At 57.6% G+C, this 20,578-nt stretch carries 15 protein-coding genes; 8 read left to right on the forward strand and 7 right to left on the reverse strand.

Annotation, left to right across the window (positions count from 1 at the left end):
- Nucleotides 1-38: 38 nt before the first annotated feature.
- Nucleotides 39-1,433 (reverse strand): class II fumarate hydratase, encoded by a 1,395-nt coding sequence (locus J1D76_RS03525; RefSeq protein WP_421137050.1) that lies wholly within the window; start codon nucleotides 1,431-1,433, stop codon nucleotides 39-41.
- 192 nt (nucleotides 1,434-1,625) lie between these two features.
- Here J1D76_RS03525 and J1D76_RS03530 point away from each other — a divergent pair, with 192 nt between their 5' ends.
- The 5 genes from J1D76_RS03530 to J1D76_RS03550 all read left to right on the forward strand — a co-directional run bounded on the left by J1D76_RS03530 (nucleotide 1,626) and on the right by J1D76_RS03550 (nucleotide 6,055).
- Nucleotides 1,626-2,150 carry a DUF2059 domain-containing protein gene (locus J1D76_RS03530; protein ID WP_421137051.1) on the forward strand — a complete coding sequence of 175 codons (525 nt, stop codon included), beginning with the start codon at nucleotides 1,626-1,628 and terminating at the stop codon, nucleotides 2,148-2,150.
- Between the two features lie 12 nt (nucleotides 2,151-2,162).
- Complete coding sequence (locus J1D76_RS03535; protein ID WP_421137052.1) at nucleotides 2,163-2,462, forward strand: BolA family protein; 300 nt, start codon at nucleotides 2,163-2,165, stop codon at nucleotides 2,460-2,462.
- 202 nt (nucleotides 2,463-2,664) lie between these two features.
- A complete protein-coding gene (locus tag J1D76_RS03540; protein WP_421137053.1) occupies nucleotides 2,665-3,606 on the forward strand; it encodes a rhodanese-related sulfurtransferase in 942 nt (313 codons plus the stop codon).
- A gap of 36 nt (nucleotides 3,607-3,642) precedes the next feature.
- Nucleotides 3,643-4,245, forward strand: a complete 603-nt coding sequence (locus tag J1D76_RS03545; protein ID WP_421137104.1) for a DsbA family protein — start codon at nucleotides 3,643-3,645, stop codon at nucleotides 4,243-4,245.
- A complete protein-coding gene (locus J1D76_RS03550; protein WP_421137054.1) occupies nucleotides 4,238-6,055 on the forward strand; it encodes an ABC transporter ATP-binding protein in 1,818 nt (605 codons plus the stop codon). The genes J1D76_RS03545 and J1D76_RS03550 overlap by 8 nt, the downstream gene beginning before the upstream one ends.
- Nucleotides 6,056-6,105: 50 nt before the next feature.
- Here the strand turns inward: J1D76_RS03550 and J1D76_RS03555 are convergent, their stop codons facing one another.
- Nucleotides 6,106-10,794: a deaminase domain-containing protein gene (locus J1D76_RS03555; protein ID WP_421137055.1), complete on the reverse strand. Its 4,689-nt coding sequence runs from the start codon at nucleotides 10,792-10,794 to the stop codon at nucleotides 6,106-6,108.
- 218 nt (nucleotides 10,795-11,012) lie between these two features.
- Between J1D76_RS03555 and J1D76_RS03560 the strand changes: the two genes are divergently transcribed.
- The gene (locus tag J1D76_RS03560) at nucleotides 11,013-13,472 is read left to right on the forward strand and encodes an EAL domain-containing protein (RefSeq protein ID WP_421137056.1); all 2,460 of its coding nucleotides are present in this window, start codon (nucleotides 11,013-11,015) and stop codon (nucleotides 13,470-13,472) included.
- Nucleotides 13,473-13,549: 77 nt separating this feature from the next.
- Nucleotides 13,550-14,311, forward strand: coding sequence for a TenA family transcriptional regulator (locus J1D76_RS03565; RefSeq protein ID WP_421137057.1), 762 nt, complete (start codon nucleotides 13,550-13,552; stop codon nucleotides 14,309-14,311).
- Between the two features lie 137 nt (nucleotides 14,312-14,448).
- Here the strand turns inward: J1D76_RS03565 and J1D76_RS03570 are convergent, their stop codons facing one another.
- The 5 genes from J1D76_RS03570 to J1D76_RS03590 all read right to left on the reverse strand — a co-directional run bounded on the left by J1D76_RS03570 (nucleotide 14,449) and on the right by J1D76_RS03590 (nucleotide 19,391).
- Nucleotides 14,449-15,375, reverse strand: a complete 927-nt coding sequence (locus tag J1D76_RS03570) for a GGDEF domain-containing protein (RefSeq protein WP_421137058.1) — start codon at nucleotides 15,373-15,375, stop codon at nucleotides 14,449-14,451.
- A gap of 374 nt (nucleotides 15,376-15,749) precedes the next feature.
- The gene (locus J1D76_RS03575) at nucleotides 15,750-16,490 is read right to left on the reverse strand and encodes a YciK family oxidoreductase (RefSeq protein ID WP_421137059.1); all 741 of its coding nucleotides are present in this window, start codon (nucleotides 16,488-16,490) and stop codon (nucleotides 15,750-15,752) included.
- A gap of 133 nt (nucleotides 16,491-16,623) precedes the next feature.
- Nucleotides 16,624-17,295: an N-acetylmuramic acid 6-phosphate phosphatase MupP gene (gene mupP / locus J1D76_RS03580; protein WP_421137060.1), complete on the reverse strand. Its 672-nt coding sequence runs from the start codon at nucleotides 17,293-17,295 to the stop codon at nucleotides 16,624-16,626.
- Between the two features lie 4 nt (nucleotides 17,296-17,299).
- On the reverse strand, nucleotides 17,300-17,998 hold the full coding sequence (gene ubiG / locus J1D76_RS03585) for a bifunctional 2-polyprenyl-6-hydroxyphenol methylase/3-demethylubiquinol 3-O-methyltransferase UbiG (protein ID WP_008065228.1): 699 nt from the start codon (nucleotides 17,996-17,998) through the stop codon (nucleotides 17,300-17,302).
- A 58-nt stretch (nucleotides 17,999-18,056) separates the two neighbouring features.
- On the reverse strand, nucleotides 18,057-19,391 hold the full coding sequence (locus tag J1D76_RS03590) for a TRZ/ATZ family hydrolase (RefSeq protein ID WP_421137061.1): 1,335 nt from the start codon (nucleotides 19,389-19,391) through the stop codon (nucleotides 18,057-18,059).
- A 108-nt stretch (nucleotides 19,392-19,499) separates the two neighbouring features.
- Between J1D76_RS03590 and mtnA the strand changes: the two genes are divergently transcribed.
- On the forward strand, nucleotides 19,500-20,576 hold the full coding sequence (gene mtnA, locus J1D76_RS03595; RefSeq protein WP_421137062.1) for an S-methyl-5-thioribose-1-phosphate isomerase: 1,077 nt from the start codon (nucleotides 19,500-19,502) through the stop codon (nucleotides 20,574-20,576).
- Nucleotides 20,577-20,578: the final 2 nt, after the last annotated feature.

Raw genomic sequence — 20,578 nt, forward strand, 5'->3', positions numbered from 1 at the left:
GCTTGCCCGCGAAGACAAACTGACAGGCGCTAAAGCATTCAGCCCTTGGCCCCGGCCTCCAGCATATTCTCCGGCCTGACCCACGCATCGAACTGTTCGTCGGTCAGGTACCCAAGCTGCAACGCCGCCTCGCGCAGGGTCAGCCCTTCGCTGTAGGCCTTCTTGGCGATTTCCGCCGATTTGTCATAACCAATGTGCGGGTTGAGCGCTGTCACCAGCATCAAGCCCCGTTCCAGGTGTTGCGCCATTTTTTCCGCATCCGGCTCCAGGCCGGCGATGCAGTGCTGCTGGAAGTTGCTGCATCCATCACCCAGCAAACGGATCGATTGCAGCAGGTTATGGATGATCACCGGTTTGAACACGTTCAGCTGCAAGTGGCCCTGACTGGCGGCAAAGCCGATGGCGACATCATTGCCCAGCACCTGGCAGGCCAGCATCGACAAGGCTTCGCACTGGGTCGGGTTGACCTTGCCCGGCATGATCGAACTGCCCGGCTCGTTGGCCGGCAGCCTGACTTCGGCGAAGCCTGCGCGTGGGCCGGAACCCAGCAGGCGCAGGTCGTTGGCGATTTTCATCAAGGTTACGGCCAGGGTTTTCAGCGCGCCGGACAGAGTGGTCAACGGCTCATGGCCGGCCAATGCGGCGAACTTGTTTGGCGCGGTGATGAACGGCAATCCGGAGAGGGCGGCCAACTCGGCGGCGATGGCCTCGCCGAAGCCGTGGGGCGAATTCAACCCGGTGCCGACGGCGGTTCCGCCCTGGGCCAGCTCACAGACCGCGGGCAGGGCGCTGCGGATCGCCCGCTCGGCGTAATCGAGTTGTGCGATGAACGCCGAGACTTCCTGGCCGAAGCTGATCGGTGTGGCGTCCATCATGTGGGTGCGGCCGGTCTTGACCAACGTCATATGGCGCGCCGATAGCTCGGCCAGCCCGCCGGACAGTTCGCTGATCGCCGGCAGCAAATGCTGTTGCACCGCCTGGACCGCCGCGATGTGCATGGCGGTGGGGAAGCAGTCGTTGGAGCTCTGCGAGCGATTAACGTGATCGTTGGGGTGCACCGGGGACTTGCCGCCGCGCGGGTTGCCGGCCAGTTCGTTGGCACGCCCGGCGATCACTTCATTGACGTTCATGTTGCTCTGGGTGCCGCTGCCGGTTTGCCAGACCACCAGCGGGAACTGGTCGTCGTGGTCGCCGGCGAGCACTTCGTCGGCTGCCTGTTCGATCAGGCGGGCGATATCGGCGGGTATGTCACCGTTGCGATCATTGACCCGTGCCGCGGCTTTCTTGATCAGCGCCAGGGCGTGCAACACCGCTAGCGGCATGCGTTCGTTGCCGATGGCAAAATTGATCAGCGAGCGTTGCGTCTGAGCGCCCCAATAGGCTTCATCCGGGACTTCAACCTGGCCGAGGCTGTCGGTTTCGATACGGCTCATCTTGCTCACTCCTGTAGGTCCGATTGCGCAGTTTAGGCCGTGGTCGCCGGCCGTGGTTCCATCAGTCTCGATTTGCACCATTGAAGCCCTCTAAATCAGCAGCGACAAGGCTTGGGGTTGAGTGACACACTTTTTTAGGCGCAGAATGGACGCCCTTGGGGTTTTACCTCGCCAGCTAGAAAAGGAAACTCGATGACTCGTCTTCGTGCCATCTGTACCGCGGTTGCTCTGGTCTGTGCCAGCGGCCATGTTCTTGCCGATACCGCCAGCCACAACGCCAGTGCCGAGGCTTTCCTGACCATGGCGCACGCTGACAAACTGGGCACGCCGGTGTACATGCAAGTACAGCAGATGTTTGCCCAGCGGTTTGAACAGACCAAAGCCCCTGAATCGAAAAAAGCCGTGCTGGAAACCTATCAGGCCAAGGCCAACGCCGCCCTGGACCAGGCGATTGGCTGGAACAAGCTGAAGCCGGACATGGTCAAGCTCTACACCAGCAACTTCAGCGAATCCGAGCTCAAGGACCTGGTCGCGTTCTACCAGTCGCCACTGGGCAAGAAAGTCCTGGAAAAAATGCCTCAGCTGACCCAGCAATCGGCACAGATGACCCAGGCCAAGCTGGAAAGCGCAGTGCCGGTGGTCAACAAGCTGCTGGCTGACATGACCGCCGAGCTGACGCCGAAAGACGCGGCTGCTCCCGTCAAGAAAAAGCCTTAAGCGGAGTTCGGTATGACCATGCAACAACGCATCGAATCGACGCTGGCGCTGCTTCAGCCGGAGCATCTGCAAGTGCTCGATGAAAGCCACATGCACAGCCGTGGCTTGCAGACCCACTTCAAGGCCGTGGTGGTCAGCACGCAGTTCGATGGCCTGAACCGGGTCAAGCGCCACCAGAAGGTCTACGGCACGCTCGGCGAGCTGATGGGCGAGTTCCATGCGTTGGCGCTGCATACCTACACGCCAGAGGAATGGGCACAGATCGACGCGGCGCCCGCGTCGCCGACCTGTGCTGGCGGTAGCAAACATTGATCGGAAAAGCTTTTCCGGCCTGACATATACCCTGTAGGAGCCGGCTTGCCGGCGAAGGCGTCCTTGAGATCGCTATCGCCGGCAAGCCCGCTCCTACAGGGAGTCTAATTTTTGTTAGACTACGCAACGCGCCGCTCACCCGGCGCGTTTTTTTTCGCATCCGGTTCACCCCTTACGAGGGTAGCCACCTGGAGAATTACCCATGACACAACAGATTGTCGTGGCGGCACTGTATAAGTTCGTCACCCTGGAAAACTACGTCGACCTGCGCGAGCCCCTGCTGCAGGCGATGGTCGACAACGGCATCAAAGGCACCCTGCTGATCGCCGAAGAAGGCATCAACGGCACCGTGTCCGGCAGCCGTGAAGGCATCGACGGACTGATGGCCTGGCTCAAGAACGACCCGCGCATGGACGACATCGACCATAAAGAGTCGTACTGCGACGATCAGCCTTTCTACCGCACCAAAGTCAAACTCAAGAAAGAAATCGTCACCCTCGGCGTGGAAGGCGTGGACCCGAACAAAAAGGTCGGCACCTACGTTGATCCGCAGGACTGGAACGCGCTGATCAGCGACCCGCAAGTGCTGTTGATCGACACCCGCAACGACTACGAAGTCTCGATCGGCACCTTCGAAGGCGCCATCGACCCGAAGACCACCAGTTTTCGCGAATTCCCCGACTACATCAAAGCCAATTTCGACCCGGCCGTGCACAAGAAGGTCGCGATGTTCTGCACCGGCGGCATCCGCTGCGAAAAGGCGTCGAGCTACATGCTCAGCGAAGGCTACGGTGAGGTCTATCACCTCAAGGGCGGCATCCTGAAGTACCTCGAAGAGGTGCCGCAGGAAGAAACCAAGTGGCAGGGCGACTGCTTCGTGTTCGACAACCGCGTGACCGTTCGTCACGACCTGAGCGAAGGCGACTACGATCAATGTCATGCCTGCCGTACGCCGATAAGCGTCGAAGACCGCGCGTCCGAGCACTACGTGGCCGGCATCAGCTGCCCGCATTGCTGGGATAAGCTCAGTGAAAAGACCCGTCGCAGTGCCATTGACCGGCAGAAGCAGATCGAACTGGCCAAGGCTCGCAACCAGCCTCACCCGATCGGCTACAACTATAAGCAAGCATCCACCGAGGCCTGACCCATGACTGCGCGCCTGCTCTATGTGATGGACCCGATGTGTTCGTGGTGCTGGGGATTTGCCCCGGTGGCCAACGCACTGGTCGAGCAGGCGCAAGCGGCAGGGGTGGACGTGCATCTGGTTGTCGGCGGTTTGCGCACCGGCAGCGGTGCGGCGCTGGAACCGACGACCCGGCGCTACATCTTTGAGCATTGGCAGGCGGTCACCGAGGCCACCGGCCAGCCGTTCAAGCTCGAAGGCGCGCTGCCCGACGGCTTTGTCTACGATACCGAGCCGGCTTGCCGGGCCTTGGTGACCGCACGCAGCCTGGCGCCCGATTGCGCATGGAAACTGCTCGGTCTGATCCAGCATGCGTTTTATGCCGAAGGCCGTGACGTCACCCAAGCCAGTGTGCTGGTGGAGTTGGCGGAACAGGCCGGTTTGCCGCGCATCGAGTTCGCCGGCGCGTTCGACCGGGCCGATATGCACGCCGCCACAGCCGCCGATTTCACCTGGGTCCAGGACCTGGGCATTGCCGGTTTCCCTACCTTGCTGGCTGAACGTAACGGTCAACTCGCGTTGTTGACCAATGGCTATCAGCCTCTGAGTGAGTTGTCCCCGTTGCTCGGCCGCTGGCTGGAGCGCGCTGCCTGTGCATGACCTGCCCGATGATGTCGTTCCCGTTAAACGTGTCGACCGCCTGAGCTGGGCGGAAATCCGCCGGCTGGCCTTGCATCACAAGAAATCCCTGTGGATCGCCAACGGCGTGGCCGTGCTGGCGACCTTGTGCAGTGTGCCGATTCCCTTGCTCCTGCCGTTGTTGGTCGACGAGGTGTTGCTGGGCCATGGTGATGCCGCACTGAAAATCATGAACCATGCGCTGCCCGAAGGCTGGCAGAAAGCGGCGGGCTACATCGGCCTGATGCTGGTGGTGACCCTGACCCTGCGTTGCTCGGCACTGTTGTTCAACGTGGTGCAGGCGAAATTGTTCGCCGGGCTGGCCAAGGACATCGTCTACCGCATTCGCATCCGCCTGATCGAGCGACTCAAACGGATCTCCCTGGGCGAATACGAAAGCCTGGGCAGCGGCACGGTGACCACGCACCTGGTCACCGACCTGGACACACTGGACAAGTTCGTCGGTGAAACCCTCAGCCGTTTCCTCGTGGCCATGCTGACCCTGGTGGGCACGGCGGGCATTCTGGTGTGGATGCATTGGCAACTGGCATTGCTGATCCTTTTGTTCAACCCGCTGGTGATCTACGCCACGGTGCAGTTGGGCAAGCGGGTCAAACACCTGAAGAAACTCGAGAACGACAGCACCTCTCGCTTCACCCAGGCGCTGACCGAAACCCTCGATGCGATCCAGGAAGTGCGCGCCGGCAATCGTCAGGGCTTCTTTCTCGGACGCCTCGGGCAACGCGCCCGTGACGTACGTGATTACGCGGTGAATTCGCAGTGGAAAACCGATGCCTCGAACCGCGCCAGCGGCCTATTGTTCCAGTTCGGTATCGATATTTTCCGGGCCGCAGCGATGCTCACCGTGCTGTTTTCCGACTTGTCCATCGGCCAGATGCTCGCGGTGTTCAGCTACCTGTGGTTCATGATCGGTCCAGTCGAACAACTGCTGAACCTGCAATATGCCTACTACGCCGCCAGTGGCGCGCTGTCGCGGATCAACGAGCTGCTGTCTCGTGCCGATGAACCGCAATACCCGGGCGGTGTCGACCCGTTCATCGGTCGCGAAACCGTTGGCGTGGAAGTACAGGGACTTAGCTTCGGTTATGGCGATGAGCTGGTCCTGAACCAGATGAACCTGTCGATCGCACCCGGCGAAAAGGTCGCGATTGTGGGCGCCAGTGGCGGCGGCAAGAGCACGCTCGTGCAGTTGCTGCTGGGCTTGTACACCCCGTTGGCCGGCACCATTCGCTTCGGCGGTTCGACCCAGCAGGAGATTGGCCTGGAGACCGTACGTGAAAATGTCGCCGTGGTCCTGCAGCATCCGGCGCTGTTCAACGACACCATCCGCGCCAACCTGACCATGGGCCGTGAGCGCAGCGACGAGGCATGCTGGCAGGCGCTGGAAATCGCGCAATTGCAGGCCACGGTGCGCGACTTGCCCAATGGCCTGGACAGTATCGTCGGGCGATCCGGCGTGCGTTTGTCCGGCGGGCAGCGTCAACGCCTGGCCATCGCCCGCATGGTCCTGGCCGAACCCAAAGTGGTGATCCTCGACGAAGCCACCTCGGCGCTGGACGCCGCCACCGAATACAATCTGCACCAGGCCCTGGCGCGGTTCCTGAGCAACCGCACGACGCTGATCATTGCCCATCGTCTTTCGGCGGTGAAACAGGCCGACCGGGTATTGGTGTTCGACGGCGGGCAGATTGCCGAAGATGGCGATCACCAGCAACTGATTGCCGATGGCGGCTTATACGCCAAACTTTATGGGCATTTGCAGCAGCATTGAGCCTGGTGTTCGAAGAATGGTAAATGCCAGTGGATTTTCCGCTGAAGTTGTCAGGACTGCGTTGCGTGTACATTGGGGCGTTTGCCCCATATCACGTTGAGCGCGTCGACTCCGTGGTCATAACCGAACCCTTTCAGAATAACTGAGCACGAGTCGCATGGCGGCAGGGTAGTGACAACATTGATCGATTTGATCTCACCGGCTGTTGGGTATTTCTCGCTGATGTAACCGATCAATTTACTCTCGCTGTCTGCGGATGTTGCCCATTGGATAACGTCGGCTCGGGCAGGGTCTGATATCGGGTGAGGGATCGATAGCAACGTCCCGTCCCGCGATAATGTTAACGAGTCAGGCGTTATTGAACTTCTCATCTTGTCGATGTTGAAATACACCGAGCCGTTGTGCGTTACAACTGGATTATTTGGGTTGGTGTTGAATAGGGGCAGGTGTCTGGTGTTGTCTCCGACTCCAGAAACGCTAACGTAAACTTCCATGTTTCCCGCCGCTGTTTTGACTTCGGCAAAAGCGATATTACGCAACTTTTGCTGATGATGGTTTGGAAGCAGGTTTTGTAGATCGACCATCGCGTTGTCGATCTTTGTGCTGTTCGGTGCCTCACTTGCAGCCCTTAAAAAAAGATCGTCAAATTTTTTTGCAACGTTGTCCTGTAGTTGCGGAGAGGTCACAGTACTTTTTACCCATAAATTTGCACCCTCTGGAAGGGTGCTGACAGTTGCCCTTGTTGGGCCGTCAAACAGTAGCGATGATGCCGGATAGGCTGTCACCTTTACATGCTTCAATTCCTTGAAGGGGCTCGCCGGCGCCCCGATGATTACCGCGAACTCATCGATTTTGTCCAGCGCCTCATGAACCTTGTTTCGTCCATGGATGCGTACCGTGTTGTTAGCATTCAAGGAGCCTGTGTATATACGTAATAGCTCTGTTTCGGCCGAATCTTTCAGGAATTGCTGTTTGTTCACCTTGTTTATATTTAATGGTCCCTGGATGCTCTCGCTAGCTGAAAGCTTGACCATGTAGTAATCATCGAGATGCAGCTTGGCGAAAACATACCGATGGCTTTTGTCCTTGCTATAGACCACTAGAGCCCCGACCTCATGCACATCATTAATGTTTTCAGCACTGCCGGTTACCTTCAAGCCTCCATAAATACCCTGTTGAAATTCGAGGCGGCCAGTGATGGTTTCTTTAACGACGGGCGTTTTTTGCTTCAGGCCGATCCATTGAGGCTTTCCTTTGTAGGTGAGAAGTCTGCCGTCCTTAAGTTCGTAAATTTTCCCTTCGTACGCGAGGAGTGAATGCGCTTGGGTTGCTGTCGGTTGAGAAGGTGTGAATCGGCCATCCCCGAACCAGGGAGCCCAATTATTCTCCTCCTGAAAAGTGCCCGGACTAGGGCGCTCCGCTGGAAGATCGGCAATGACATACTTGGTTTTGCAGATCTCTGCGGGAGCCCTGCGAGAACGACAAGGCACAGTCTTTAAGCTCGCACTTGCATCGAGGCTGTCGACACGCCTCAAAGCGCTATCATGATTTCGATATGGCACGTTGTCGATAAACACAGTTGTCCTACCATCAACACCTAATGTCTTTCGCATATTCGCTGTTTCGGCAATTAAATACAGCTCATTGTTACCGGCAATGCCCACACTCTGATAGGTCGAAGGGCCCATTGATATATCCTGCGTGGACAAGCGCGGTCCGAAAGGTTTACCTGAAACGGGATCGACTGCATGGAAAGCTGGCGAGAGTGTGGAACCGATATTGCGTACAGGCACATCTTCCAGGCCTTTGACTGAAGCCAGTCGATCGCCGGTAGACAAAGGCCTCCATCGGCCCGTATCGCTGATTTGTGGCAGGCTCCGAGAAAAATCGTAGCGGCCGGCCCTCCCCGTTATGGATTTGATTCTGAAAATGCCGGATTTAGCCAGCTTTAGTCCCCGGGATGCCAGCACCTGGAGCAGCGAGCCGACTCCACCACCCGGGTTCAATGCTTGCAGGGTCAAGATCGACACTTCTTTAGTCAGCGCCCCAAATGCCGTGAGCCTCGCGGATACCGTCAGGCGGCCTGCATTGAGCAACAGTTTCATGGAGCCGGAGAACAGTTTGCCAATGGGTGTGGCAAATGATGTCAGGTCCATCCATAGACCGAATGCGCCATTCACTTTACGCGCTACATTGTCGGAGATTATGTCTTCGATAGGGTTCCAGAATGGGACGAGATACTTGGCGAGATTTTCGAATTTTTTCTGAGCTGACCTGGCGCGGTCAAACTGTGTTTCACCGAAAGCAGCCTCGTAGAGTGCTTTTGGGTCAACGAACAGCAGTTCAGTAGCGATGAAGTGGCTGATTTCCTGGCTGCGTTTTGAGTTTATCGTCAGTGCTACATCGTCGGCATGCTCCATAGTGCTGTCGGGGGGTGTGAATGTTTGGCCCAGTTGTTCGATAATGGCCTCACAATGCACTGGACTCATTGGTTCACTGCCTGTCGCATGAGCGGTCCAGTCGAAGGGTAATGTCTTATGGCGCAAGACTTCGACGTGTACAGGATTCATGACTATGTGCCAGGTCTCGGAAGTGAGTAGGCCACCGAACAACGTGGTGTGCAGATTGTTGAGGCGACGTATAACACCGGCTCTCGGTAACAGCTCAAATGTGCTCGTAACACCTTTGTATGTAGTCAGCAATAGCAGGCCATTACGGGCTCGGAAAGGTAATGTATTTTCAGGCGTTTCGTTCTTGGCTTCTATTATTTTCGTTTCCTTTCTAAGGGTGTATATCTTGATCGTTCCCAACTCCAGTGCCTGCCGGTCAGAGAACGTAAGGGATGCCAACAAACTTTTTATCAGTGTTTTATAGGCGTCAGTCAGTGAGGCTAAGTGCTCTTTGAACTGTTGTTCAAATAGTGCTTTGGCGTTGCGAATGGTTTTGTGTGCTTTGCCAGGTGATGTGTTTGCAGTGTTTGCAGTGTTGAGTTTTCTATTTTTATCTAGCCAAAGTGAAAAAAGAGGGGTTTTGCTATCTTTTTTGATGACGATCCATAATTTTTTGTCGTAAAAGTTATTGTCCGCCACGACGTCGACAACCGATCGTCCTGCTGTCCAGTTAATATATCGAGCGGGTTCCGCCAGCTCATGGTCATTCCCCAAAAAATCGATTGCGGAGTCGTTATAAATTACTTTGGGGAAATCATGCTCGATGATTTTTTTTGCAATGAGCAGGCGTTCGGGTGTTGCTTTGTTGAGTTTGTTATGTGAGTCGTTCAAAGCGTCGATGTATGCATCCAGTTCTGATGAAGCTAAGTCTATTTCGATCTGTGAATATTCTTCGTATCGTTTTTGAGGGACTATGTTTTGAGTTACTGCCCACTCGACGGTCGGCAATAGTCTTGCGAGAGTGACAGCGAGCAGTTGTTCTTTTTCTGTTTGTTCACATGTTTTTAAAGGCAAGTCAACCAGTTGCTGGAATGTTTTTCTGTAAAGCGCCTTCGGGTCGGTAAGACTTATGAGGTTTACGCCGCTCACGAAGTTTACCCAAACAGCTGAGCTTCTGTAAGGAAGCTCTTTTGGAATATCGCTGATGCGAAATTCGGTTGGAAATTCGCTGAGAAACAATTTCGCCATAATGATGGCTTCTTTTTCTGAGGTGGCCCGCTTTGATGTGAGTAAATGCTTTTTAAATTCCGCCCATATGTCGTTGTAACTTTTTCCCCAGTTAGCTTTTGATTTCAAGTCATAACTGGCTATCGTTTCGGGGTGTTCAATAAATCGCGATTTGAACCAGATTCGCAGCGCTTGAGCTAACACTTTGGTGCGGATGTGAGGCGAGGTTTCTTCGTCAGTTTTTCCGCCGTACCAATCCATCATCTCCAACAAGGCGATTGCCAGTTTTTCGGCCTCTGGACTTTGCAGGATTTTTTGTAGAAAAACGGTTGGTTTGGCACCCAACTGTTCCGGGGTGACTGACGCAAGAATGTTCGTGGACAGATGGGTCAGAGGGGATGTAATGCCTTCTGGTAGAAACGACTGGATGACTCTTTTGATTTCACCTGTAAAGAACTGCCTCTGCAGTTCATCCTGGGCTTCAGTTGTCAGGGCGGCAGGAACTGTTCGGGTTTTTGCTGTAAGAGCAGGTCTGAGATCCAGCAGGTTGAAGTCGTCTTCCAGACCCAATTGGAAATTTGAGATCTTTTCTTCAAGGGAGTCAATGGCGGCCGCATGTTTATCGATATCAGCCGGATCCCAGGGGTGCAACCCGTAAAACGTTGCAAATCTGGGGGCCGAGATAAGGCGGTCATAGCGAATTTGTCCGCCCAGCGCAGTGGCAGCCTTTTCGATTCGGGTTCGAAGCGCTTGCCAGTTTTCGTTGCCTGTCAGGGGCAGTTCGGTCTTGTTTGCACCTTCGCGATTTGAAGACTCATAAACATAGGTCCCTTCCTTCAAGGTCACGGTCAGGTAGTGCGCAGAAACATTGTAATGTTTGCAGAGGGCACGGTAGTCGGGATCCAAAAGCAACTGCTGCAACGCTTCTTGCCCGGTTTCGTTAGCTAGATCCAAAGGGGAAAAAGATCGGGGTCTGAATAGACTTTGAGAAAAATGAGACAGCGAGCCTGTCTTTTCACGCAACACTGATAGCAACAATTCAAGGTCCTGGAGTTGACCCTGATGGGCCTGAACGGTGGTTGGGGATGAGGCGTCTGGGATATTTGAGGGGGGTATTTGCATGATGTGGCTTCTCTTGTCGTATTTCGTCGGTTCCCTGTGGTGCCACAGGGGCTCGCACCGATTACAACGACCTGAAAGAGAGTCCGTGCGGTATATAGATATTGCGGGGACGACGTGTGTTTTTTGTTCATCACTTGCCTGGACTTGGAAGGCACCCTAGTCTAGCTATAGCGATTTCGTCCGGAAGACGAACAGGCAGTGCTAATGCAAGGGACCTTATGAATCAAACGCCGACTCTCGGAACGCCACGGTTGTTGGGCATCGTCTGGCCATTCATCGCCGTTGTGCTGTTTCAGGCCTTGTTGGGTGGCGTCAGCCTGTATGTACTGTCGGCTGTTCGCGGCTATGTCGCTGGTGAAAGCTTGTGGTCCAAGGGCCAGAAAGACGCCATCTATTACCTCAATCTCTATGCTGACAGCGGCGACGAAGCGATATTTCGCAAGTACCAGTACGCGATTTCCGTGCCCCAGGGCAGCCACGAACTGCGCGTGGCGCTGGATCATCAGCCGCCGAACATCGAAGCGGCACGAGCGGGCATTCTCAAGGGCGGCAATCATCGCGACGATGTCTCCAGCCTGATCTGGCTATACCTCAATTTCCGGCATTTCAGCTACCTGGAAAAGGCCATCGACCTCTGGACCGTGGGCGACGCCTATCTGGACAAGCTCGATGACGTTGCCCGGGACATGCATCAGCACATCACCGCCAGCCCGGTTTCAAAAGCAGACGTACAGCGCTGGAAGGAGCAGATTTTTGCCATCAACGACGGTGTGACGCCAGCAGCCAAGGCATTCAGCGATGCGCTGGGCGAAGGCTCGCGGGTGATTTTGCGGCTGTTGTTGGTGACCAACCTGGCCACGGCCCTGGGCCTGATTGCCCTGGCCCTGATGCGCACGCATAAGTTACTCAAACAGCGCCACGCCTTCGCCGATGCCTTGCAGTTGGAGAAGGAACGGGCGCAGATCACCCTGCAATCGATTGGTGATGGGGTGATCACCACCGATGTTTCGGGGGCGATTGCCTATATGAACCCGGCGGCCGAGGCGTTGACTCACTGGAAGGCAGAACAGGCGACCGGGCTGCCGCTGGCAGCACTGTTCAACCTGCTGGACGAAAATGCCCAGACCGATGGTTTCACCCTGATCGAGCGGATTCTCAGCGGCCAGCTCAGCGGCGGCAGCGAACATTCCAAGTTGATCCAGCGCCTGGACGGCAGCACGGTTTCTGTCACCCTGGTGGGCGCGCCGATCCGCAATGCCGGCAAGGTCAGCGGGACGGTGCTGGTGCTGCATGACATGACCCAGGAGCGGCAGTACATCGCCAATCTGTCGTGGCAAGCGACCCACGACGCCTTGACCGGGCTGGCCAACCGGCGCGAATTCGAATATCGACTGGAACAGGCCCTGCACAACCTGACCCGTTATTCGGGGCGCCACGCGTTGATGTTCCTCGATCTGGATCAGTTCAAGCTGGTTAACGACACTTGCGGCCACGCGGCGGGCGATGAGCTGCTGCGGCATATTTGCGCGCTGCTGCAATCCGGGCTGCGCGAGGGCGATACCCTGGCGCGTCTGGGCGGTGACGAGTTCGGCATCCTGCTGGAAAACTGTATGCCGCAGGCTGCGGAGAAAATTGCCGAGGGCTTGCGCCAGACCGTGCAGAACCTGCACTTTGTTTGGAAGGGGCGGCCGTTCGTGACGACGGTCAGTATCGGCCTGGTGCATGTCGCGCAGAACCCGACAACGCTGGAAGCCTCGTTGCGTGCCGCCGACATGGCGTGCTATATGGCCAAGGAAAAGGGTCGTAACCGGGTCCAGGTCTACCATCCGGATGACTCGGAATTGTCCCTGCGCTTTGGTGAAATGGCTTGGGTGCAGCGTCTGCACATGGCGTTGGAAGAAGACCGCTTCTGCCTGTACGCCCAGGAAATTGCCCCGCTTGGTCACGTCGATCCCGGCAGCGGGCACATTGAAATCCTCCTGCGCCTGCACGATGAAGCCGGGAAAATGATTCTGCCCGACAGTTTCATTCCGGCGGCCGAGCGATATGGCCTGATGAGTTCACTGGATCGCTGGGTCGTGCAGAACGTGTTCAAGATCATTGCCCAGTGCCGGGTCGAACACCGTCATCTTCCGCTGGCCATGTGTGCGATCAATCTGTCAGGCACGACCATCGGCGATGAAGCGTTCCTGGACTTCCTGCGCGAACAGTTCGTGACGTATTCGATTCCGCCTGAAATGATTTGTTTTGAAATTACAGAAACCAGTGCAATTTCAAATCTTGGCAGCGCGATCCGATTTATTAATGAACTCAAAGGCTTAGGCTGCCATTTTTCACTCGACGACTTTTGTGCCGGAATGTCCTCGTTCGCGTACCTGAAACATTTGCCTGTAGACTTCCTGAAGATCGACGGGAGTTTCGTAAAGGATATGCTGGACGACCCGATTAACCGTGCCATGGTCGAGGTGATCAATCACATCGGCCACGTCATGGGCAAGCGTACGATTGCCGAGTTTGTCGAAACACCCCAGATTGAACAGGCCTTGCTGGAGATCGGGGTCGACTACGCTCAAGGCTACGTGATCGAACGCCCGCAACTGTTTACCCGTGACAGCTTGCTCAGTCGTCCCGCCAGGCCCCAGCCGTTGCTGTTCAGGGCGCCTGGCACGTTCCGTTGAAATTCTCGCCGGTCATTACAATCACAATCAAAAGGAGCTCGACAGTGATCGACACATTCAACCGAACCGGACCGCTCATGGAAGCTGCCAGTTACCCTGCCTGGACCCAGCGTCTGATCCAGGACTGCAGCGAGAGCAAGCGCCGGGTTGTCGAACACGAACTGTACCAACGCATGCGAGACAACAAGCTCAGTGCGAAGACCATGCGCCAATACCTGATCGGTGGATGGCCGGTGGTCGAACAGTTCGCGTTGTATATGGCACAAAACCTGACCAAGACCCGTTTTGCCCGTCACCCCGGCGAAGACATGGCCCGTCGCTGGCTCATGCGCAACATTCGCGTCGAACTGAACCATGCCGACTACTGGGTAAACTGGAGCTGCGCGCACGGTGTCAGCCTCGAAGACCTGCAAGCGCAGCAAGTGGCCCCTGAGCTGCACGCCTTGAGCCATTGGTGCTGGCACACCAGTTCCGCCGATTCGTTGATCGTCGCGATTGCCGCCACCAACTACGCCATTGAAGGGGCGACCGGAGAGTGGTCGGCGGTCGTCTGTTCCAACGGGGTCTACGCTGCGTCGTTCCCCGAGGAAGATCGCAAGCGGGCGATGAAGTGGTTGAAGATGCATGCGCAGTACGACGATGCCCATCCCTGGGAAGCGCTGGAAATCATCTGTACCCTGGCGGGCATGAACCCGAGCAAATCCCTGCAGATGGAATTACGCCAGGCCGTGTGCAAGAGCTACGACTACATGTATCTGTTTCTGGAGCGCTGCATGCAGCTGGAACACGCGGAGAAGGCACCAGCGGCACGTGAGCGGATGGCGCTGGCCGAAGGCTGATTCAATCGCTGCCTGAAAAACAACTGTGGGAGCGAGCCTGCTCGCGAATACGGACTGTCAATCAACATCATCGTTGAAGGTCAGATCCCATTCGCGAGCAGGCTCGCTCCCACATTGGTCTGTGTTGTAGCTGAAAATCAACCGGCCATCTCCAGCCGGTTACGTCCTTCGCGCTTGGCCACGTACAGTGCGCTGTCAGCCCGGCGCAACAGGCTATCTGCCGATTCACCGGGCAGCAAAGTCGAGCAACCGAGGCTGACCGTCAGTATGATCGAATGACCATCGGCCAGGAACTCTTCTGACTGCGCCGCGAACCGCAGGCGTTCTCCGACCATGGCGGCGGCCTCGCGGGTGGTGTTCGACAACAGCACCAGGAACTCTTCGCCGCCATAGCGGAACACCATGTCCACGTTGCGCAGCTGGCTTTTGATCACGGCGGCGACAGACTTGAGCACGTCATCGCCCGTGCTGTGACCATGGGTATCATTGACTTGCTTGAAATGATCGATGTCCAGCATCAGCACCGACAACGGTTGCATGTGGCGTCGGCACAGCTCGATTTCCCTCTGCAGGGTCTGGTCCATGGCGATGCGGTTGCCGGTGTCCGTCAGCGGGTCGCGCAGGGCGCTCTGGGTGGCGGCACGGTAAAGCAGGGCATTGCGCATCGGGAAAAGTAGCGAAGCCAAAAGCGACTCGAGGTTGCCCTGTTCCTGTTCACTGAAGCGCTGATTGCGGCGGAAAATCAGCTCGCCCAGATGCTCGCCTTCGTGGCTGAGGCTGTAACTGATGGAGTGATGGCCGCGTTGGCCGAACTCCAGACGCAGGTCGCTGCTCTGGTGCCGATAGACCAAGGCGTCCAACGGTACCAGACGCTGAATCTCGCGGTAGAACGTGCCGAGAATGCGTTGTGGCTCAAGACTGGTTTGCAGCTGCAGGTTCATTTGATGGCGCAATTGCGCGAGGCTGACGGGCCTTTCCAGTAGAAGCGGCTGCTGACTAAAGCCCAGGCGCTGCAATTTGGCGCTATCGAAGTCAATTGCGTTGGTCTGGGAAGGTGGTTTCATAAGGCGTGCGCCCCTAAGCAGTAAGGCTGTCTTACAAGCAGGGTGAGAGCGGCTAGGGCTGCGCGTCGTACTGGTCCGTCAGTCCCGTAGGACATTTTGTACAAGTCTAAACTGCTTTAAAGAAGATGAGTAACCTCTGCACTCATGCTTCGCCCGGCCTGCCTTCACTTTGCGTGTCTGAGCAAACTTAGAGCGAAAGTCGTGCCATTCGGTTCGTCAGAATAAAAACTCTATAAAATCAAATGGTTGAAAATTGTTTTCGCGGCGCGTGGTGATGCTGTGACGTTTGCTTGACAGATAACTGTCATCAATTTCGTGGGTTTCTACTGCTGCGACGAGAAGTCGGCGCGGCAGTAGAAGCCGACGCACGGTCATTACTGGGCGTTGAACGCCTGTCCATTGACGCCGGTGCTGTCCGGGCCCATCAGGTACAGGTAGACCGGCATGATCTCTTCGGGCGTCGGATTGTTCAGCGGGTTTTCACCCGGGTAGGCCTGGGCGCGCATGCTGGTGCGGGTAGCGCCAGGGTTGATGCTGTTGGCGCGGACCGCCGACACGGTGTCGACTTCGTCGGCCAGGGTTTGCATCAAGCCTTCGGTGGCGAACTTGGACACGCCGTAGGCGCCCCAGTACGCACGACCCTTGCGGCCAACGCTGCTGGAGGTGAACACCACTGAAGCGTCTTGCGAAAGCTTGAGCAGGGGCAGCAGAGTACTGGTGAGCATGAACATGGCGTTGACGTTGACGTGCATGACCCGCATGAAATTTTCGCCGGACAGCTGCTCAATGGGCGTGCGCGGACCAATGATCGAGGCGTTGTGCAGCAAGCCGTCGAGGTGACCGAACTCGGTCTCGATCATCGCCGCCAGCTCATCGTATTGATGGGGCAGGGCGGTTTCGAGGTTGAACGGGATGACCGCCGGTTGTGGGTGGCCAGCGGCTTCGATTTCGTCGTAGACCTGCGTCAGGTTGGCTTCGGTCTTGCCCAGCAGCAGCACGGTGGCGCCGTGTGCAGCATAGGTCTTGGCCGCAGCGGCGCCGATGCCACGTCCGGCGCCGGTGACCAGAATGACCCGGTCCTTGAGCAGTTCGGGGCGGGCGGAATAATCAAACATAAAAAACCTCAACAAATCAGAACACAGGCATGTCGCGGCTTTTGTAAGCGCTGGCTTGCCAGCGAAGAGGCCCCTGAGTTTTGCATCGAACTTTCGGCCATCTTCGCTGGCAAGCCAGCTCCTACAAAAGGGCTTAGCAGCTACAGAGGGCGTTATCGATCACCTTGCGCAACTCCAGCGGATGATCGACGACCACGTCCGCCCCCCAATGACGCGGGTTGTCGTCCGGGTGGATATAGCCGAAAGTCACCGCCGCCGTCTTGGTGCCGGCATCGCGGCCCGACTCGATATCGCGCAGGTCATCGCCGACGAACAGGACGCTGGCCGGATCAAGGCCGAGCATATTGCAGGCGAGGATCAGCGGCTCCGGGTCCGGCTTGCTGTTCTTCACGTGATCCGGGCAGATCAGCAGTGCCGAACGCTTGGCCAGCCCCAGCTGTTGCATGATCGGCTCGGCAAAACGCAGTGGCTTGTTGGTGACCACGCCCCAGATCAGGTTGGCTTTTTCGATGTCGGCAAGCAGTTCAGGCATGCCATCGAACAGCTTGCTGTGCACCGCACAACCCACGAGGTAACGCTCCAGGAACTCCAGACGCAGCTCCTCGAAGCCCGGGGATTCCGGGTCCATGGCGAAGGTCACGGCGACCATTGCCCGGGCACCGCCGGAAATCTCGTCGCGAATGTGTTTGTCGTTGATTGGTGGCAAGCCGCGGTCGGCACGCATCGCCTGGCAGATCGCAATGAAATCCGGCGCGGTGTCGAGCAGGGTGCCATCCATGTCGAAAAGAACTGCTCTGATACGCATCGGCTTACTCCTCGCGCAGGGTCTGGATCATGTAGTTGACGTCCACATCGGAGGCCAGTTTGTAGTGCTTGGTCAGCGGGTTGTAGGTCAGGCCAATGATGTCCTTGACGGTCAGACCGGCCATGCGGCTCCAGGCGCCGAGTTCCGAAGGGCGGATGAATTTCTTGAAGTCGTGGGTGCCGCGTGGCAGCAACTTCATGATGTATTCGGCGCCGACGATGGCGAACAGGTACGCCTTCGGATTGCGGTTGATGGTCGAGAAGAACACCTGGCCGCCAGGCTTGACCATGCGGAAGCAGGCGCGGATGACCGACGATGGGTCCGGCACGTGCTCAAGCATTTCCAGGCAGGTGACCACGTCGAATTGCTCCGGCATTTCCTCGGCCAGGGCTTCGGCGGTGATCTGCCGGTACTCGACGTTGACGCCCGACTCCAGCTGGTGCAACTGGGCGACTGCCAACGGCGCTTCGCCCATGTCGATACCGGTTACGGTCGCGCCGCGCTGGGCCATGGCTTCGCTGAGGATGCCGCCGCCGCAGCCGACGTCGAGGACCTTTTTACCAGCCAGGTTGACCCGTTCGTCAATCCAGTTGACCCGCAGCGGGTTAATGTCGTGCAGTGGCTTGAATTCGCTTTCGCGGTCCCACCAGCGATGGGCCAGGGCTTCGAATTTGGCGATTTCGGCGTAGTCGACGTTGCTCATGCTTTAAGTCCTCTAAAACTTGAAAATCCTGTTGCCCCGGTTTGTGTCCGGGGGGGGCTTACGATTCGGTGCGGCCGTTGATGCGCTGGCCCCACGCCTTGGCGGTAGCGCTCAGCTGCTGTTCATCTAGACGAGTCAGGCGACGGTCGTCGAGCAGTTGCTTGCCGGCGACCCACAGGTGCTTCACGCAGTCCCGGCCAGTGGCATAGATAAGCTGCGAAACCGGGTCGTAGACCGGCTGCTGGGCCAGGCCGGAAAGATCGAACGCAACCATGTCCGCCGCCTTGCCGATTTCCAGTGAGCCGACCTCGGCCTCGATCCCCAAGGCGCGGGCGCCGTTAAGCGTGGCCATGCGCAAGGCGCGGTGGGCGTCCAGCGCGGTGGCCGAGCCGGCGACCGCCTTGGCCAGCAGGGCGGCGGTCCGGGTTTCGCCGAGCAGGTCCAGGTCATTGTTGCTCGCCGCACCATCGGTGCCGACCGCAACGTTGACGCCGGCCTGCCACAAGCGTTCCACCGGGCAGAAGCCGCTGGCCAGCTTCAGGTTCGACTCCGGGCAATGAATCACACTGCTGTTGCTTTCTACCAGCAACGCCAGGTCCTCATCGCTGATCTGCGTCATGTGAACGGCCTGGAAGCGCGGGCCCAGCAGGCCCAGCCGTGCCAGGCGGGCCAAGGGCCGTTCGCCGCGCTGTTCGAGCGCTTGCTGCACTTCGAAGGCGGTTTCATGCACGTGCATGTGGATCGAGGCGTCCAGTTCCTCGGCGATCACCCGGATTTTCTCCAGGTTTTCGTCGCCTACGGTGTAGGGGGCATGCGGCCCGAAGGTGATCTTGATGCGCTCGTGGTGCTTGAGGTCGCCAAACAGCTCGATGCCCTGACGAATGGCTTCGTCCGCCGAAACGGCGCCCGGAATGGGGAAATCAAGGATCGGAATCGCGATCTGTGCGCGGATGCCGCTGTTGTGCACGCGTTCGCTGGCAATCTTTGGGAAAAAGTACATGTCGGAGAAGCAGGTGATGCCGCCTTTGATCTGCTCGGCGATCGCCAGGTCGGTGCCGTCGCGCACGAAGTCTTCGTCGACCCACTTGGCTTCGGCGGGCCAGATGTGGTTCTCCAGCCAGGTCATCAGTGGCAGGTCGTCGGCCAGGCCGCGAAACAGCGTCATCGCCGCATGCCCATGGGCGTTGACCAGGCCGGGGCTGAGCAGCATGTCGGGCAATTCGCGGATTTCGGTTGCGTTAAGCTTCAGTGCGGCGGAACGTGGGCCGATAAACACGATGCGTCCATCACGGATGCCCACGCCATGTTCCTTGAGCACAACACCAGCGGGTTCGACGGGTACCAGCCAGGTCGGCAGCAATAACAGGTCGAGCGCAGCGTCAGTGTTCGGCATCGAGGGTCGGTTCCAGTGCTTTTGTAAAGGATGGCGAAGTATACCCGAGCGTCTTCGCGGGGGGATCGCTATAATCGGCGGCTTTTGTACATGAGTGCGGGGTGTGGGATGCGCGATCGACTGTTGGCTGCGGAAAAGGTAAAGGCCATCGATTGGCGTGATGGCGCTCTCCATCTGCTGGATCAGCGTGTTTTGCCGTTCGAGGAAACCTGGATTGCCTACACCAGTGCCGCGGGTGTGGCCGAGGCCATTCGCTCGATGGTGGTGCGCGGTGCCCCGGCCATTGGCATCAGTGCCGCATATGGCATCGTGCTCGCGGCGCGTGCCCGGATTGCCGAAGGTGGCGACTGGTACGCCGCGCTGGAAGAGGATTTCATGCTGCTGGCTGATTCCCGCCCGACCGCGGTCAACCTGTTCTGGGCGCTGGGTCGCATGCACGACCGGCTGGATCGCCTGAAAGATAACGTAGACCCCTTGGTCGCGTTGGAGGCCGAAGCCATCGCCATTCATGAGAGTGATCGCGAAGCCAACCTGACCATGGCGCAGTTGGGTGTCGACCTGATCCGCAAGCATCAGGGCAACGCCCAGGCAATCCTGACCCACTGCAACACCGGTGCGTTGGCCACGGGTGGCTTCGGCACGGCGCTGGGGGTGATTCGTGCAGCGTTCCTCGAAGGCATGGTCGAGCGCGTCTACGCCGACGAAACCCGGCCCTGGCTGCAAGGCTCGCGCCTGACGGCGTGGGAACTGGCCAACGAGGGCATTCCTGTCACCGTCAACGCCGACTCGGCCGCCGCGCACATCATGAAGACCAAAGGGCCAACCTGGGTCATCGTCGGTGCGGACCGGATCACCGCCAATGGCGATGTGGCGAACAAGATCGGCACCTATCAACTGGCGGTCAATGCCATGCACCACGGCGTGCGCTTCATGGTGGTAGCACCTAGCTCGACCATCGATATGAATCTGGCCAGTGGCGATGACATTCCGATTGAAGAGCGCGATGGTCGGGAGTTGCTGGAAGTTGGTGGCAAGCGCGTCGGGGCTGACGTCGATGCCTTCAACCCGGTGTTCGACGTCACGCCGGCGGACTTGATTGACGCGATCGTCACCGAGAAAGGCATCGTCGAACGTCCGGATACCGCGAAAATGGCGCAGTTGATGTGCCGCAAGCGCCTGCATTAACA

Source organism: Pseudomonas sp. NFX15 (genome assembly GCF_049132105.1).
Taxonomy (GTDB): Bacteria; Pseudomonadota; Gammaproteobacteria; order Pseudomonadales; family Pseudomonadaceae; genus Aquipseudomonas.

Excerpts from the sequence above, each read along its gene's own strand:
- J1D76_RS03555 (WP_421137055.1), bottom strand. The coding sequence starts at position 10,794 with ATGCAAATACCCCCCTCAAATATCCCAGACGCCTCATCCCCAACCACC.
- J1D76_RS03570 (WP_421137058.1), bottom strand. The coding sequence starts at position 15,375 with ATGAAACCACCTTCCCAGACCAACGCAATTGACTTCGATAGCGCCAAA.
- ubiG (WP_008065228.1), bottom strand. The coding sequence starts at position 17,998 with ATGAGCAACGTCGACTACGCCGAAATCGCCAAATTCGAAGCCCTGGCC.
- J1D76_RS03540 (WP_421137053.1), top strand. The coding sequence starts at position 2,665 with ATGACACAACAGATTGTCGTGGCGGCACTGTATAAGTTCGTCACCCTG.
- J1D76_RS03535 (WP_421137052.1), top strand. The coding sequence starts at position 2,163 with ATGACCATGCAACAACGCATCGAATCGACGCTGGCGCTGCTTCAGCCG.
- J1D76_RS03565 (WP_421137057.1), top strand. The coding sequence starts at position 13,550 with ATGGAAGCTGCCAGTTACCCTGCCTGGACCCAGCGTCTGATCCAGGAC.
- J1D76_RS03545 (WP_421137104.1), top strand. The coding sequence starts at position 3,643 with ATGTGTTCGTGGTGCTGGGGATTTGCCCCGGTGGCCAACGCACTGGTC.
- J1D76_RS03530 (WP_421137051.1), top strand. The coding sequence starts at position 1,626 with ATGACTCGTCTTCGTGCCATCTGTACCGCGGTTGCTCTGGTCTGTGCC.
- J1D76_RS03560 (WP_421137056.1), top strand. The coding sequence starts at position 11,013 with ATGAATCAAACGCCGACTCTCGGAACGCCACGGTTGTTGGGCATCGTC.
- mtnA (WP_421137062.1), top strand. The coding sequence starts at position 19,500 with ATGCGCGATCGACTGTTGGCTGCGGAAAAGGTAAAGGCCATCGATTGG.
- J1D76_RS03575 (WP_421137059.1), bottom strand. The coding sequence starts at position 16,490 with ATGTTTGATTATTCCGCCCGCCCCGAACTGCTCAAGGACCGGGTCATT.
- J1D76_RS03525 (WP_421137050.1), bottom strand. The coding sequence starts at position 1,433 with ATGAGCCGTATCGAAACCGACAGCCTCGGCCAGGTTGAAGTCCCGGAT.
- J1D76_RS03590 (WP_421137061.1), bottom strand. The coding sequence starts at position 19,391 with ATGCCGAACACTGACGCTGCGCTCGACCTGTTATTGCTGCCGACCTGG.
- mupP (WP_421137060.1), bottom strand. The coding sequence starts at position 17,295 with ATGCGTATCAGAGCAGTTCTTTTCGACATGGATGGCACCCTGCTCGAC.